The sequence below is a fragment of the Desulfosporosinus fructosivorans genome (genome assembly GCF_004766045.1).
In the GTDB taxonomy this organism is placed as follows: Bacteria; Bacillota; Desulfitobacteriia; order Desulfitobacteriales; family Desulfitobacteriaceae; genus Desulfosporosinus; species Desulfosporosinus fructosivorans.
The window spans coordinates 449,302-464,520 of record NZ_SPQQ01000001.1 but is presented as its reverse complement, the minus strand read 5'-3'; the positions used below and the strand labels follow the sequence as shown (position 1 = coordinate 464,520).

The following is a 15,219-nucleotide window of genomic DNA, read 5'->3' as shown; positions in this document are numbered from 1 at the left end:
CAGGAACGTAACACCTCCCCACGGGCGGTGTTACAGTCAAACTCTGGTACTTCTAAGCCACATTTTCGGAGTTGATTAATGTCTATTTTCATTTTCACTATATTGGTCATACCAGGACCGCTTATGGGTTCGATACACTTCCACTAGCCTTGGCTACAGGTCTTTGTACCTATCTTACAAAATGGAGTAGTCCAGAAACACTTGAGAGTGGCGCAATGAATGGGGCTGTGCTAGAAAATTATGTGGTCAGTGAAATATTTAAAAGCTACAATAACTCAGCAAAAACACCCTTCATATATTATTATCGTGATAAAGATATGAAGAAGATCGATTTGATAATTGAAGCTGATGGAAAGCTATCCCCCATTGAAATTAAGAAAACTGCATCACCTGCATCACAATTAACTCATGTATTTAATACACTAGATAGAGCAAATATAGACCGCGGAAATGGGGCCGTGCTTTGCATGAAGGAAGAACTAATGGCATTTGATAGTAAAAATTATATCATTCCAATTAGACTCATATGATTGTATAAAGTACAGAAAGTTTGAATAGGAACCCTTTAATTTTGAAGGGACCTATAATGACAATTGCCTAACTTTGGGTGTCGCCAACTTTACGACAAATAATACACTTGACAATAGCAAAAAGTAGTGTAGAATGTTAAAAATGCTAAAATGACGATGAGAGGAAATAGTACAGCCCTGTTTCCATTCTAGAGAACTGCCGTTTGGTGAAAGGCAGTAATGGAAACGACTTGGAACTCTTCCTCGAGTAGCCGACCGAAATTTATTAGAGTAGGCTCGGACGGAGCTTCCACCGTTAAAAGGAAGGAGATATCGGATAGTCGAAATTAACAAACAACGAACCACGAATCTCGATTAACTCCCGTATCTGCAGAGAAGACGGCAATTTGCTGTCAACTTGAGTGGTACCGCGAACTAACCCTTCGTCTCAATCAGAGACGAAGGGTTTATTTTTATTTTAAAGGAGGAAAAGACGATGCGCAAATTATATGTCTTTGATACTACCCTCAGAGATGGAGAGCAGTCCCTGGGTATAACCCTGAATGTCAAAGAGAAATTAGAGATTAGCCACCAGTTAGTGAGGCTCGGCGTAGATATTATTGAAGCTGGTTTCCCAGCTTCTTCGCCAGGTGACATGGAATCTGTCAAAACCATTGCTAAGGAAGTTAAAGGAGTCATCATTTGTGGTTTGACAAGGGCTGCTGTCCAAGATATCGATCTTTGTGCTGAAGCGTTACACAACGCGGAATACCCTCGAATCCACACGGGCATAGGGGTATCTCCAGTTCACATGGAAAAGAAATTGAAGCTTACCCCCGACCAAGTCGTGGAGCAGGCGGTTGCTGCCGTAAAGTATGCCAAGAAATACGTGAGCGATGTTGAGTTTTACGCTGAAGATGCTTTCCGTAGTAGCCCAACGTTCTTGGCTAGAGTGATCGAGAATGTGATTTCTGCTGGAGCTACGGTAGTTAATATCCCAGATACAGTCGGCTATGCTAACCCCTGGGAATACGGAGAACTGATTAATTATGTTATCAATAACGTGAAGAATATTGATAGAGCCATCGTCAGTGTTCATTGCCATAATGATTTAGGAATGGCAACGGCAAATTCCCTTGCCGGTATCAAAGCGGGAGCGAGCCAATTGGAAGGAACCATTAACGGTATCGGAGAGCGGGCAGGGAATACTTCCTTAGAAGAGGTCATCATGTCCATATATACCCGGCGTGACGGGTACGGAGTAGAGAGCAAAATAAACACCCGTGAAATTTCTGCCACCAGCAGACTTGTTTCTCGGATAACCGGAGTGACTGTACCGGATCATAAAGCGATTGTTGGAGCCAATGCCTTCAATCATGCCTCAGGCATTCACCAAGATGGGGTTTTAAAAGATAGGAAAACCTATGAGATCATCCAACCAGAAACCATCGGCGTACCTCAAAATATCATCAGCCTTACCGCAAGATCTGGAAGACATGCACTCCAACATTGTCTGATGGAATTAGGGTATACCATAGAAGGTGCTCAGTTGGATGACGTATATCAAAGGTTCTTACAATTGGCGGATCAGAAGAAAGAAGTGTTTGATCAAGATCTCTATGTCCTAATGGGGGATTCTGGAGGTATTGAAAGCAGTATTGTGCTACAAAGTATGTCTATCGCGACAAATGGGGTTGAGATGGCGACAGCTACCGTAATCCTAGAAATAGCGGGCAAAACGATCACAGATGCCGCATGCGGTAACGGTCCAGTTAATGCTCTATTCAACACTATTGATAGGATAACAGGCAATACTGCCATCCTAGAAGATTATACCCTAAAGTCTGTGACTCGGAGTAGCGAGGCTCTAGGAGAGGCCACTGTAAAATTGCGCAATAATGATGGTCGTCTTGTAGTAGGAAAGGGGTTTTCAACAGATATTATTGAAGCCAGTGCCAAAGCTTATATTAACGCCTTAGATAAGAGAAACTTGCATACCGAGTTAGTAACAGAGTCTTAGTGTGATTCGCCATAGGGCCCGTCTCAACCACAATATTATCAATTTGCTCCGGTGTTAAGTTGTGTTTTTGCACCAGGTCGAGAACTATATCAATAGCATGGTGCGTGTGTCGGCAAGAAGCATTAATTTTTACAGAATTTTATAGCCGTGCCCTAATCATATATTGATATGGCCTTCCAGAAAGTTATCATTTCTATTTGGTACCATCAACTTATACTTTCTGCCCTGAAAAAAAAGCCCCCCACGGATCGTGGAGGGGCAAAAGAAAGAGGAGGAGAAAAGAGATGTTCCTTGCTATTCTTACCCAGTATTTCCTTTTTATACATTCCAAGAATATTTTATCTTAAATTTTTCAAAAGACACAAGCATAAGGCATTTACTTTCTCCTAAGGATGGTTAAAGTTAACGACCTGGCAGTATATCAACTCCGCGTTCACCTATCCTAAATTGGATAGTCCCATGTTCATCCGTCCGATAAACTGGAATGTGGCGCTCTTCCCAATAGTTTAGAACTTCTGGTGAGGGATGCCCAAACGTATTCTTCCCCACCGAAATACAAACAGCCTGAGGATGAATCCCGTCCAACCAAGGGTGATACAAGGAAAACCGGCTTCCATGATGAGGTACTTTGAAGATACTGTTTTCTAAATCGACACCAGTTTCAAATATCTCTTCCATTTCTTCTTGCTCCATATCCGCTGTCAACATAATACTTTGCCCCATGTAGTTAAGCTTAAGCACCAAGGAATTATTATTTGGATCCGAATGCGTTCCTCTGAGAACCTTAGTTGGCCCTAACACGTCCAACCACGCCCCTGAATCAAGCTCGATCCGATCTCCAACTTGAAGCGTCCGTAATCTCTCCGACTGATAGAGCAGCTCAAAGGGAAGTCCTTCCTGCCATTCCTCATTTTCTAACTGCTCCGCGACATCAGGAATACCAACCCAATCTGTCGGAATATTGGCAAGCACCGCCCGGACACCCCCGATATGATCCTGATGTTCATGAGTAATCAATAACGCATCTAAGTGCCCAATTCTGCTTTGCAATAAATAAGGAAGGACAATGCGCTCTCCAGCATCAAACCGATCACTTCTCGGTCCTGCATCCAGCAAGATAGCATGGTTCTCAGGCGTTCGGATTAAGATCGCATCCCCTTGCCCCACATCGATCAGTACGACTTCTAGATCATTCTGTAAATTCCAAGGACTCCATAGGAAAAGAACAATTAGTACTATTCCCCCGATACGAATAGGTAACCACTCTCGAAACCTAACCCGAGTCAACATAGTCACCTGTAACCGCTGCAAGACGCCGCGTAATCTCAATGGACAGTGTTCTAGAATCTTTAAAGCACTACCGCTTAACCCTCTGCTAAGCTGAATCAAGCTCACCTTGACAGCAAAAAGCACACGCTCTCTTCCCCAAAGAATGATTCCCATTCCTCCATACCAAATTATCCAAAAAAGGGGCCCTGGGTTTAACACCCAGACGTCAGCGTACGGTATTTCAGCCAACATCTTCAAAATCGTATTCGTCCCTGCTAAAAGCCAGAGGCTTGCCTGAAAAAAAGGAGCAGATAGCCACCCAGAAAAAGAGAGGATCACCCCGACGAGTCCCACTTCGAGCACACTGCCTAAAATGAAAAGGATAAAGACATTCGCAAAAAATCCTATCAACGATAACCGATGAAACGCCGAAATCAGAAGCGGTAGGGTGGCGACTTGCGCAGCTAATGTACCTGCGACAGCGAAACGCAATAACTTAGGGAGGCGTTCAAGCCACTTTCCCTTGAGAATCCGAGGAGCCAAGACAACAAGCCCCCAAGCGGCTGCAAAGGAAAGTTGAAACCCAAGGTCTTTAATGATTAAAGGATTTTGAATAAATAGGGCTACCGCTGCTAAGCACAGCCAACGTAGCGTGGCCACGTTTCCTCGCCCTAACCGACCAAGCAGAACGACGATACCCAAAACAGTCGCTCTAACAATCGGGGCATTCCCTCCACAAAGTGCAGCATACAGTAAAAGTACCACGACCGTTCCGCTGATTCGCAGCTGCTTAGGCAAAAAGCGCAATAACATCCAAGAAAGTCCAAGCACAAAGGCCACATTAGAACCTGAAGCCGCAAAGACGTGAAGTACGCCTGTCACCTTGTAGCGTTCTTGAACCACATCCGGAATACGACTGGAATCCCCAAAGAGAATCCCCTCCAGCACCCCCGTTTCCTCAGGATCCCAGACCTGAAGCCGACTTCGTACCTGCTGGCGAATTTTCCAAGTTAGACTTGACTGCCCAGCAGAAAGCAGTACTGCATCTCCTTGCGCACTCAACGTGCCACTTAAACCCCGAACCGCATAATACAGGCGCAGGTCAAATGCACCGGGAGTCCCAATCGGCTTAGGCCTCTCTAAACGTGCCAAGAAACTTACACGATCTCCTTGCTGTACCCTCATCCACTCTCCCGGAATCTGCTCCAATCTATCTGCATAAACCGTAAGCCGATAACTCTGTCCGTATAATCCTCGCCAATGTTCACCCAGAGCATACGCTGTATCCGCCGTATCCGACGTATCCTTTGAAGTGCCACCTTCAACTTCCTCGACACGAACTATGCCAACAATTTTATCCTCAGAAATGTTCCAATCCTGAATATGACCAACAATCCCCACATGATCCAAAGAAATGGGATCTAACAAAGTTCGATCCGCTAGTGCACCATACCCATTGCCAAATAAGAGACTTGCGCCAAGCAAAAGGATTTCTGGCCGAAACACTCGTCCAAAAAAATCACGGGGCCGCCAAAATACAAGGCGTACCCCCAGTAATATGAGAACCCCAAACGCCCAAAGACGTGCTTGCTCTGGTAAATACGCGCCACTGACTCCCCCAATCAAGAGAGCTGTAGCTCGTCCGATCCAAGGATCTTTCATGGACTAACCGTCACTTGCGAAGCCATTTTCTCGTAAGTCTTTGCTCCAATACCTGAAACATTCTCTAAGTCTTCAGGCCGAGTAAATGGTCCGTGTTCTGTCCGGTATTGAATAATGCGTTCCGCTAACGCCGGCCCGACACCAGACAACTTGTCCAATTCAGCTGCTCCAGCGGTATTGATATTAATCTTTCCACTAGCCAGTGCCGGGCTGCCCCCACCACTATTAACAGATCCAATACCAACAGATCCAACACCCGTTCCATTTGTTGACCCAATATTATTCCCAGCGCCACTACCCACCCCTACCGCCGAATTCCCCCCCTCTGTGGTCTCCGATGAAATCGGGGGAGCTTTAGATGGCACGTTTATCTTTTGTCCGTCCTTAAGCCTCTCAGCTGGATTCATACTCTCCAGGTTAGCCTCCAACAAAGGACAGACCTGCTTCAGAGCATCATCCAAACGGGCATCCGGAGCTAAATGAACGAGCCCCGGTTTCTCAACTGCTCCTGCGACGTAAACAACGATTTCTCGGCTTGAAACTGTTTTTTGTAGATAGGCATTAGAGCCATGAGGTAAAAAAAGCCTCCAAATGGCAAAAATAACAAGGCCCATGAGCACTAACCACCAAGCATAGCGAAGCTTACGTTCCATACGCAGATTCCTCCGTCCTTTGCTTTCCGTCCATAAATACTGTAGTTTTATTTCTTTTATTTCTTTTATTTCTTTTGATTTTATTTTTTATCTGACTTCTCTTTATTCCTTCTTTTTCCTGCTGCGAAGTCTGGTTTATCCTGTCGTATTTGGTAATTTAAATAAAATCTTACAGAAGATCTATCTTCTTATTTTTTTATAATATGGTTATAGACTCCACTTGAATCAATAGCGACATGAGACAACAATAGTGTTCTAAATGGCACATACATCTGTGACATTCATCTGATGCCCTGGAGCGGTAGCCATCAGAGTATCAGTAGTATCTGGTTAGAGGATTGGCTTAGATATGAACTCTATGGAGAGGGTACACTCTACAGCCTACAGGAGATTCCGGGGAACCCCTTACTGCACAATAGAAGGATGATGCGTATCAGTTAGGTACTTGAAACATGTAAAGATGGAGGAGTGATTTATAATACACGTATTTGTAAAAATGCTGAGTTGAGTGAAGTGCATTTACTATTCAGCGAATAATGGCTATAGTTATTTCCCTTGCTATTTGGTTCTTAATTCCAGGTAAGTAGGAACTGTAAGAAAACACTTTTTTGTAAATCATTAAATAGTAAAATTAATAAGGGGTTGATTAAAATTGGGAATACCCCAGATTGTCAACATTGTATCTTGGATTTTTTTGGGTATATTTTTCTTCACTGGTCTTATCAATTTTATAAATCCAAGATTTATGTGGAAAATACATGAAGAATGGAAGGCAACCAAAGAACCACCAAAATCCTTATTTATAATTCGTAGAATTATAGGATTCATCATAATGTGTATCCCCATAGCTTGGTTAAGTTTTGTATACTATATGGCACATATGTAGAATGATGTGCACTAACTCTCACCTCCAACAACTTTCCCATATCATCGAAAGTGAAGAGAGAGATTCATAATTCACACTATTCCCCTTCATTCAATAGCCTTGGACAACAAGCAAGGATGAGGATGAGGATGAGGTTTAGCTTCGCTTCTTCTTTAAATTCTTCTTCGTATATTATCCATTTACTTTGAGCTCATAAGTATCTTTCCGAGTTCTAATACAAGCCATCTAGGTGTGAACCTTATCGAAAAAACCAGTAATTTATTAATCATTCCAGCAACCTCAACTCGTTTTTCTTTAAATAAAGCTCTGTATCCTATTTTCGCGACTTTCTCTGCGCTCATAACAGATGAATTAAACAATCTTGTATTCAGTAGTTTTGCCTTCTCCGCAAATTCCGTTTGGGTTGCTCCGGGACAAAGTGCGGTGACAGAAATACCAGTTCCCTCAAGATCCTTGGATATTCCTTCGGAAAAGTTTAATACGTATGATTTGGTAGCACAGTAAATTGCATTGAGTGGTGCTGGAGCAAAAGAGCCTGTTGAACCAATGTTGAGTATTTTCCCAGAACCACGCTTAAGCATATCTGCAATAGCCAGTTTGGTAAGGTGGGTGAGGGATACCATATTCACCTGTATAAGCTGTAGTTCCTTGTTAAGATCTGTTTTTTGAAATTCCCCGTAAATCTGTGTCCCCGCATTGTTTACCAAAATATCAATGTGTATAGATTTTTCTTTTAGTTCCTTGAATATTTCATCCGGGGATGTCGGTTGAGATAAATCTTTAGCAATGATAGTTATAGAAATGGGATAATTATTAGTCAATTCAGATGCAAGCTTTTCTAGCTGTGTTTTTCTTCTTGCAACCAATACCAGGTCATAGCCGTCATTAGCAAATAGTTTTGCTATTTCCATTCCTATTCCGCTTGAAGCACCAGTGATTAATACTGTTTTATTCACAATTTTTCACCTCTCAAATATTTCTAATTAAGTTATACCTTATTAGTACTTTGCATCCAATGATATATAACGAAAAAGTATTGACTTATAACGCACTACAAAATAATCTATATTTGTGCTATAAATAACTTTAATTAGGTGGTTTATTTATGAGAAATGAATCTTCAATATCGGTTACCAAAATGTCAACAGTTTTTAATTTTTTTGAAGTTAATGGTATTAAAAGAGAAAAGGCTTTGGAGACAATCGGTATTAGCCCTTCCATTCTGGAGTCACCCGATAACAGGTTGATAGCTGATGAAGTTTATAAGATTCTTCAAGAAGCTATGAGGCTGGCTAATAATGAAAGTATAGGTCTTTATCTGGGAGAACTTTTATCAAAAGGCTTTTCGAACATTCTTGGATACGTTCTGATGAATTGCCGTACTTTAGGTGATGCATCAGAAAAATATTGCAGGTATGAAAAAATTGTTGATGAAACTAGTATTACTGATGTTCGAATAGAGGGTAGTTTTGCCATTGTAAGTATTACAACCATCGACAGAATACTCTTAAATAACAGGCAGTTTTCCGATTATAAGATATCCGGGCTGCTATCTTATATAAAAATGCTAACTGGAAAAAGTATAAACTTGAATGAGGTGCATTTTACACATCGCAAACCCAAAGATATATCCGAATATAAGAGAATTTTTCAATGTCCAGTTTATTTCGAAAAGCAGGTTAGTGCTTTGGTCTTCGACAACTTGCTATTGAATCTACCTATTATCGAACCAAATAATAATCTGCTTGATCTATTTGAAAAGAAAGCTCAAGAAACTATTGAATTATATGATGGTGATGAAACCTATTCCAAAAAGGTTACACGTATAATCTTGAAAGAAATGAATAGAGACATGCCATCTATTAAAGTAGTAGCCAGAAAGCTGGCAATTAGTGTTCGAAGTTTGCAGACATATCTTAATAAAGAACAAACCTCATTCACTAAAATTTTGAATGAAATACGTAAAGATATCGCTTTACAATGCTTGAATGATAATAATGCCTCTATAGATGAAATCGCATATATTATTGGTTTTTCAGAAGCAAGTGCTTTCCATAGAGCATTTAAAAAATGGACAAGTCTTACTCCAAGTGAATTCAGAGTTGCTGCACATTCTTCTTATTATATTCAGTAAAAGACCTGTACCTGGTATTGCCGGGCAGACCTGCCGTAATCTGCTTGCCGTAATGGTGTTTCCCGTTCGTATCGTCCCTGGGCCGATAGTCTTGGCGCACCTGCGGCTTGGCTCCCTCACGCATGAACGTATCCGGGCCATCGGGTATTCGGTTATCAAAGTACCGGTAGGAGAAAAATCATCCTCTCACTTATTAGGACAGTTATCACTGTTTCGTCGTCCCTTTAACGGTATTTTCCCAAATAAAAAACGCCTGGCAGTTGAATGAACTGCCAGGCGTTTTCTCTTTATGAGAGCTATTCAATTTCCGGCGGCAGGGTTCGGAATAAATCGCAGTCGAAAAAATCTATAATGCTTAAATCCAATCCATCACACAGTTTCTTTACCACTTGTTGCCGTAAAGCCCCTAGATAGCTATATGCTCTGATCTAGGAGGGCTAATGGCTTAGCCTTAACTTGGGGTCATACTCGATAGTCAGAAACGGATGTTCGTTTAATCACCCAAGAATCCCCCAGATTCATCTGTGGGGAGTGTCAATGTAACCGCGCTTACATGGCTGCAACATACTGTATACGGTGGAGGGCGTTACTCCTGCCAGCCGCGCAAGCTGTGTATATGATATACCGCGCTGTTTTTGTTGACCACTATCATTTTAATGCCTGCAAACATTAAGCTGCTTTCCGTTTGTATGCGCGCATCGCAAATAGATATGCGACGATCAGTATCCCTAAGCACCACGCGAGCGCAACCCAAATATCATTTCCGACGGGCTGCACCGCCAGCAGGGAGCGGATGGCTTCCACTATTGAGGTCACTGGCTGGTTTTCAGCAAAGGCCCGAACGACCGGCGGCATCGTCTCAGTCGGTACAAACGCTGAGCTGATAAACGGAAGGAATATTATCGGATAGGAAAAGGCGCCTGCACCGTCCACCGATTTTGCGGACAGTCCGGCAATCGCCGCGATCCATGTCAAGGCCAGCGTAAACAGCGCGAGTATACCGGCCACGGCAAGCCATGAGAGTACCCCTGCCGACGAGCGGAAGCCCATTATGAGCGCTACGAGAATGATTACGACAACCGAAATCGCATTGGATACCAGTGAGGTCAGCACATGCCCCCACAGCGCGGCCGAACGCGCAATCGGCATGGAGTGGAACCGTTCGAAGATGCCGCTTTGCATATCCATAAACAGACGGTAAGCCGTATAGGCGATGCCACTTGCAATCGCCATCAGCAGGATGCCGGGCAACAGGTAATTCACATAGTTATCCGTGCCGGTTTGAATCGCGCCGCCGAACACATAAACGAACAGCAGCATCATCGCGATCGGAGTGATGGTGACCGTGATGATGGTATCCATGCTGCGGAAAATATGACGCATGGAACGTCCAAGCATAACACCCATATCGCTGAAAAAGTGTTTCTTAATCGTTTCCATTTACTTTTCCTCCTTCTTGCCGATGATTGCGAGGAATATTTCCTCCAAGCTCGGTTGTTTTTCAACATACTCTACTTTAGCGGGCGGGAGCAGCTTTTTCAACTCAGCAAGCGTGCCGCCCGCGATAATCTTACCCTCATGCAGAATGGCAATTTGATCGGCAAGCTGTTCAGCTTCCTCCAGATGCTGCGTGGTCAGGAATACCGTCGTGCCGCCGTTAGCAAGTTCTTTGACAGTCTTCCAAACCTCGATGCGTCCTTCGGGATCAAGCCCGGTGGTCGGCTCGTCGAGGAAAATAAGCTGCGGTTTTCCGCTAAGGCTCATGGCGATGTCGAGTCTGCGGCGCATACCGCCCGAATAGGTGGAAACCCTGCGGTCGGCGGCATCGGTCAGGCCGAAGCGGTTCAGTAAATCGTCCGCGACCTGAAGCGGATTTTTCAGGTGTCGTAGCCTGGCGATCATGATAAGGTTTTCCCGCCCGGTCAATATCTCGTCCACGGCGGCAAATTGCCCTGTCAGGCTGATCGACTGCCGTACATGGTCGGGCTTTGACGCGACGTCAAATCCGTTTACGACGGCGGTGCCTCCGTCCTGTTTAAGCAGCGTGGTGAGGATTTTAACAATCGTCGTCTTGCCCGCGCCGTTGGAGCCAAGTAGGGCGAAAATCTCACCTCGCTTCACTTCAAAATCGACGCCCTTTAGGACTTCTGTGTCCTTGAAAGACTTTCGCAGACCTTTCACTTCAATTGCTTTTTCCATCCCGCTATCCCCCTTTTACTTTGTTTTATCCGTAACCTTTTTCATGACCTTGTTAACTTCTTGGTCAACAGATTCTTGATAGATGTCAGCGTGAGTTTTTGAATTTTTGACTAGATCATCGCAGAAAGCCGCTACGTCACTGCCTGTCACTTCGAGCACGCCTTTCCCCAAGGCCGCGCCCTCTTCAAAAAGATCGATAATTCCCGAGAACAAAACCATCCCGTCGGTTAGCTCACCAGAGCCGCCCTTAAAGAGATATTTTTGAATCTCTTTATAAACAATCTGATAATCTTGCGGGAGCGCTTTGACACGCGCCACGTGCGCTCGCCACTCTTTTTTGCCTTTGATGATATCTTTTATGCTCATTTTATCCTCCTATTTACCTAATTTTTTAGCGATATTATTGTTGAGTTGCTCGCGCCACTTGTCGCGAAAAGACTTTGCCCCTTCTTCGCCGGCCAGCGCTGAACAGAAGCCTTTGATATCGTCACCCAAAACCTCTTGGACACTCTGACCGTCCGCCGCCGTTTCTTCGAGCAGGCCAAGCACACCGTCAAGAATTGGCATGAGGTTGCGACCGGTGAAATCTGAGTACGCCCAAAGATTGGCATTAATTTTTTCCCATGCCGCTTGATAATCAGTCGGCAGCTTTTTGGCTCGCGATTCAAAAGTTTTCAATTCTTTAGTCATGTCGCTGCCTGTGATATTTTCCCAAAAATTCATTATTTTTTCTCCTTTAACTCGTTAATTTTCAACGCAACAAATTCCCATTTTTCCCAGAACCTCCGCAGCTCCTCACGCCCCGCGTCGTTGAGCGCGAAAAACTTTCGCGGCGGTCCCATGTCGGAGGGCTTCTTGGTGATCTCTACCAGCTTGCTTTTTTCAAGCCGGATCAGGATGGTGTACACCGTTCCCTCCACAACATCTGTGAAGCCGAGGGCGTTCAGCCGCCGCGTGATTTCATAGCCGTAGGTTTCTTTGCGGCTTATAATTTCAAGGACACAGCCCTCAAGGACGCCTTTGAGCATTTCCGTTAGGTTTTCCAGCACAATCACCCCTTGCTATTCTGTATGACCGATATTCAGTATTACTTACTACTGCTATAAAGTAACACGTAGTAGTCGGTTTGTCAATAGCGGTTGTTCTGATAATGAATTTCAACTAATGCAAGATGCTAACCGGCAAGCAATTTGACTCCTTCATCTTGAATGGAATAAAGAAAGGGCCTGATTTTTCAATCAAGCCCGGTGGGGATAGTAAAATGTACTATCAATGAAATGTTGGTAGAATGAGATAGTTGCGACTAATTAAACAAGGCAGGTGGATTGACAAATGATCCACCTGCCTTTATTTAGTCACTAAATGTAAATATCTCTTCAATGGGAACTTTAAATATTTTTGCGATATCAAAGGCCAATTTTAGAGATGGATTATATCTTCCAGCTTCTAAATGAACTATGGTCTCGCGGCGTACCCCCACTAAATTAGCTAATTCGTCTTGAGACATCTCAGCCAAGAAACGATGCTTCTTTAAAGTTGTTACTAATTTTCCCATTTATAGATCACGTTCTTCGAAATATTTCAGTAAAAAAACAAAACTGAGCAGAGGCACTGTAAAAATAATCTCTATACCAGTGAAAATAATGTCCTTAGATATACCTAACCCCTTCAGGAAAAGGATCACCATAAGTCCCAGCATTGTTATAGCAAAGCATGCAAGCCCGGTCTTTGCAAGATTCTCAAAAAACCTTTCATCTGTTGGCTTGTTATAATTTCCAAACCATACGAGCCAAGCAAACCACCAATACCATGTCTCATTACCCGTAAGGGGACCAAGCAATCCGAATAATCCAAGGAAACCGAATAAGGCTAAAGGGTTGAACCTCTTTTTCATAAAATCACTCTCCGTTATATATTTATAACATGATGTTATAAATATATAACTAACGCCTGACGATGTCAAGGTGCACATGAAATATGGCCGTTCCTAAGTCAGGCTCATCGTACCCTAATCTCAAACGTCCTGCTCAAATTATGATCGTCGGACGGCTCATTTGCCCTGCATCGAAAAGAGCCTATACGGCCAGATTGCTCTTAGTCCAATCCCGAGCACTGGGTCACACAAGTCCCTTATAGTAGAACTGCCGCCCGCGTCGCGAGTTCACTCCGTTCTCCGCGAATCAATCGAACCTGACCATAGAAGGATTGACCATTTAACCGTGCCGCGACATAAGCTAAACCGTTACTTTCCTTATCTAGATATGGATGATCAATTTGATCTGGATCTCCGCAAAGCACAATCTTTGTCCCCTCACCCGCTCGCGTAATAATCGTTTTTACTTCATGCGCAGAAAGGTTCTGGGCCTCATCAATAATCATGAACTGATTGGGAATACTTCGCCCCCTAATATAGGTGAGCACTTCAATTTCAAGTTGCCTCTTCTTGATTAGCAGATCAATGGCGCTGTCAACAATAGCTTCGCCGCCCTTTTCGCGCTCTTTTTCCCGCCGTGGTCGAAGTAAATATTCAAGATTATCATAAATCGGTTGCATATAGGGACGAACCTTCTGATCCTTCTCTCCAGGAAGAAATCCAATATCTTTACCAAAAGGGACAATCGGCCGAGCACAAAGCATCCTGATATAGAGTTCCTCATGAACCGTTTGTTCTAAACCGCTCGCCAAAGCAAGAAGAGTCTTCCCGGTACCTGCTGGACCCATCAAATTAACCAACTTGATCTCTGGATTGTTGAGCATTTCCAAAGCCCAAGATTGTTCCATGTTCTTAGGCCTAATATCCCAGGAGGCGTGACTTGGACCCATATGATAAACTAACTTTTCCCCATTTGGAGACGAAACTAAGGGGAGTACTGAGTCATCACTCAAAACAGCTTTTACACAGCGATTTGGCAGCAAGGGTATCTTTAATGGAACATACTTACTTTTATAAAATTCGTCAACCTCTTCATCCTCCAAAGGCAGTACGATAATCTCGTCCATAATTGGGGGCAGCACAACTTTGTCATTATGATAATCATCCGTTAAGATTCCTAAAGCATCCCCTTTAACACGCATGGCAATATCCTTCGTGACCAGTATAACCGGTCGAGTTTCCTCTCGCGACAAGCTCAAGGAAACCGCAAGAATTCGGTTATCTGCCAAAGCCAAATCCGAGTTCAGCGGCAAAACATCACTAGAATAATGATTTAATTCAATACGAATCGTTCCTCCATTCGGTAAAATAACACCTTGAGAAAGTTGACCAATGTCTCGTAAACGATCAAGATGACGGATGGCCTCTCGAGCAGCCCGACCGACATTCTCCATAAGTCGTTTCTTACTCTCTATTTCCTCTAATACCACGAAAGGAATAACAACATCACTTTCCTGGAATTGGAATATTGCATTGGGATCATGCAGTAACACACTAGAATCGAGTACATATACTTTTTGCAAAATATAGAACACTCCTTTTCTGTCACTCTTTTAATACTATATTCCATATATTACTAATTATCTTCTACCTGACGACCAGTTAACGACTCCACTCTCCCTTAAACTATATTCCAGAATAAACTAACCATTCATAACTAGATGAAGCCCCTCAAAAAAAGCTCACTCGTAGGAAATAAAGCTGACCCATACGAGAAATAGAGCACACAGAATCTGCCATCTTCCTGAACGACAAGCAGGGACGGTTGTTTGACTTGTTTGCCAAGTCAAACAACCGTCCTACTACAACTCCTTGCGCCAAAGCTGACGCTTTTGTCGGCACCCCGCTCCCTAAAGACAAAAGCAAATACAAGGCCAAGAACCGTCCCTGACCTTGCACCTGACCTTGCACATACATGTTTAGGCATTTGGATTGAATGCTAACTGTCAAAACT

At 43.5% G+C, this 15,219-nt stretch carries 16 protein-coding genes and 1 other annotated feature; of the genes, 4 read left to right on the top strand and 12 right to left on the bottom strand.

The window, feature by feature from the left end; genetic code table 11:
- The first annotated feature begins 71 nt into the window (after positions 1–71).
- Entirely contained in the window at positions 72–530 is a 459-nt protein-coding gene (locus tag E4K67_RS02215) for a DUF4143 domain-containing protein (protein WP_135544764.1), read from the top strand.
- A 147-nt stretch (positions 531–677) separates the two neighbouring features.
- Positions 678–963: a binding site (T-box leader), on the top strand.
- Positions 964–1,005: 42 nt separating this feature from the next.
- A complete protein-coding gene (locus E4K67_RS02210) occupies positions 1,006–2,529 on the top strand; it encodes a 2-isopropylmalate synthase (protein ID WP_135544763.1) in 1,524 nt (507 codons plus the stop codon).
- Here E4K67_RS02210 and E4K67_RS31435 read toward each other — a convergent pair.
- From E4K67_RS31435 to E4K67_RS02195, 3 genes are all read right to left on the bottom strand, one after another.
- Positions 2,477–2,656: an MmgE/PrpD family protein gene (locus tag E4K67_RS31435; RefSeq protein WP_135545154.1), complete on the bottom strand. Its 180-nt coding sequence runs from the start codon at positions 2,654–2,656 to the stop codon at positions 2,477–2,479. The two genes, E4K67_RS02210 and E4K67_RS31435, sit on opposite strands and share 53 nt — an antisense overlap.
- Before the next feature lie 275 nt (positions 2,657–2,931).
- The gene (locus tag E4K67_RS02200; protein WP_135544762.1) at positions 2,932–5,460 is read right to left on the bottom strand and encodes a DNA internalization-related competence protein ComEC/Rec2; all 2,529 of its coding nucleotides are present in this window, start codon (positions 5,458–5,460) and stop codon (positions 2,932–2,934) included.
- Positions 5,457–6,113, bottom strand: a complete 657-nt coding sequence (locus E4K67_RS02195) for a helix-hairpin-helix domain-containing protein (RefSeq protein ID WP_135544761.1) — start codon at positions 6,111–6,113, stop codon at positions 5,457–5,459. The genes E4K67_RS02200 and E4K67_RS02195 overlap by 4 nt, the downstream gene beginning before the upstream one ends.
- 652 nt (positions 6,114–6,765) lie before the next feature.
- Here E4K67_RS02195 and E4K67_RS31290 point away from each other — a divergent pair.
- A complete protein-coding gene (locus tag E4K67_RS31290) occupies positions 6,766–6,999 on the top strand; it encodes a DUF6199 family natural product biosynthesis protein (protein ID WP_338031832.1) in 234 nt (77 codons plus the stop codon).
- A 179-nt stretch (positions 7,000–7,178) separates the two neighbouring features.
- Here the strand turns inward: E4K67_RS31290 and E4K67_RS02185 are convergent, their stop codons facing one another.
- A complete protein-coding gene (locus E4K67_RS02185; protein ID WP_135544760.1) occupies positions 7,179–7,955 on the bottom strand; it encodes an SDR family NAD(P)-dependent oxidoreductase in 777 nt (258 codons plus the stop codon).
- A 149-nt stretch (positions 7,956–8,104) separates the two neighbouring features.
- On the opposite strand from E4K67_RS02185, the gene E4K67_RS02180 reads away from it, so the two are divergent.
- Positions 8,105–9,133: an AraC family transcriptional regulator gene (locus tag E4K67_RS02180; protein WP_135544759.1), complete on the top strand. Its 1,029-nt coding sequence runs from the start codon at positions 8,105–8,107 to the stop codon at positions 9,131–9,133.
- 669 nt (positions 9,134–9,802) lie between these two features.
- Here the strand turns inward: E4K67_RS02180 and E4K67_RS02170 are convergent.
- The 8 genes from E4K67_RS02170 to E4K67_RS02135 form a co-directional block, all read right to left on the bottom strand.
- A complete protein-coding gene (locus tag E4K67_RS02170) occupies positions 9,803–10,573 on the bottom strand; it encodes an ABC transporter permease (RefSeq protein ID WP_135544757.1) in 771 nt (256 codons plus the stop codon).
- Positions 10,574–11,332 carry an ABC transporter ATP-binding protein gene (locus tag E4K67_RS02165; RefSeq protein ID WP_135544756.1) on the bottom strand — a complete coding sequence of 253 codons (759 nt, stop codon included), beginning with the start codon at positions 11,330–11,332 and terminating at the stop codon, positions 10,574–10,576.
- A gap of 15 nt (positions 11,333–11,347) precedes the next feature.
- On the bottom strand, positions 11,348–11,698 hold the full coding sequence (locus E4K67_RS02160; RefSeq protein WP_135544755.1) for a DUF1048 domain-containing protein: 351 nt from the start codon (positions 11,696–11,698) through the stop codon (positions 11,348–11,350).
- Between the two features lie 9 nt (positions 11,699–11,707).
- Positions 11,708–12,055, bottom strand: coding sequence for a DUF1048 domain-containing protein (locus E4K67_RS02155; RefSeq protein ID WP_135544754.1), 348 nt, complete (start codon positions 12,053–12,055; stop codon positions 11,708–11,710).
- Positions 12,055–12,360: a PadR family transcriptional regulator gene (locus E4K67_RS02150; protein WP_274594831.1), complete on the bottom strand. Its 306-nt coding sequence runs from the start codon at positions 12,358–12,360 to the stop codon at positions 12,055–12,057. The genes E4K67_RS02155 and E4K67_RS02150 overlap by 1 nt, the downstream gene beginning before the upstream one ends.
- A 323-nt stretch (positions 12,361–12,683) precedes the next feature.
- Positions 12,684–12,887 carry a helix-turn-helix transcriptional regulator gene (locus E4K67_RS02145; RefSeq protein ID WP_135544752.1) on the bottom strand — a complete coding sequence of 68 codons (204 nt, stop codon included), beginning with the start codon at positions 12,885–12,887 and terminating at the stop codon, positions 12,684–12,686.
- Positions 12,888–13,226: a DUF3796 domain-containing protein gene (locus E4K67_RS02140; protein ID WP_158408373.1), complete on the bottom strand. Its 339-nt coding sequence runs from the start codon at positions 13,224–13,226 to the stop codon at positions 12,888–12,890.
- 236 nt (positions 13,227–13,462) lie between these two features.
- Positions 13,463–14,788: a PhoH family protein gene (locus E4K67_RS02135; RefSeq protein ID WP_135544750.1), complete on the bottom strand. Its 1,326-nt coding sequence runs from the start codon at positions 14,786–14,788 to the stop codon at positions 13,463–13,465.
- Positions 14,789–15,219: the final 431 nt, after the last annotated feature.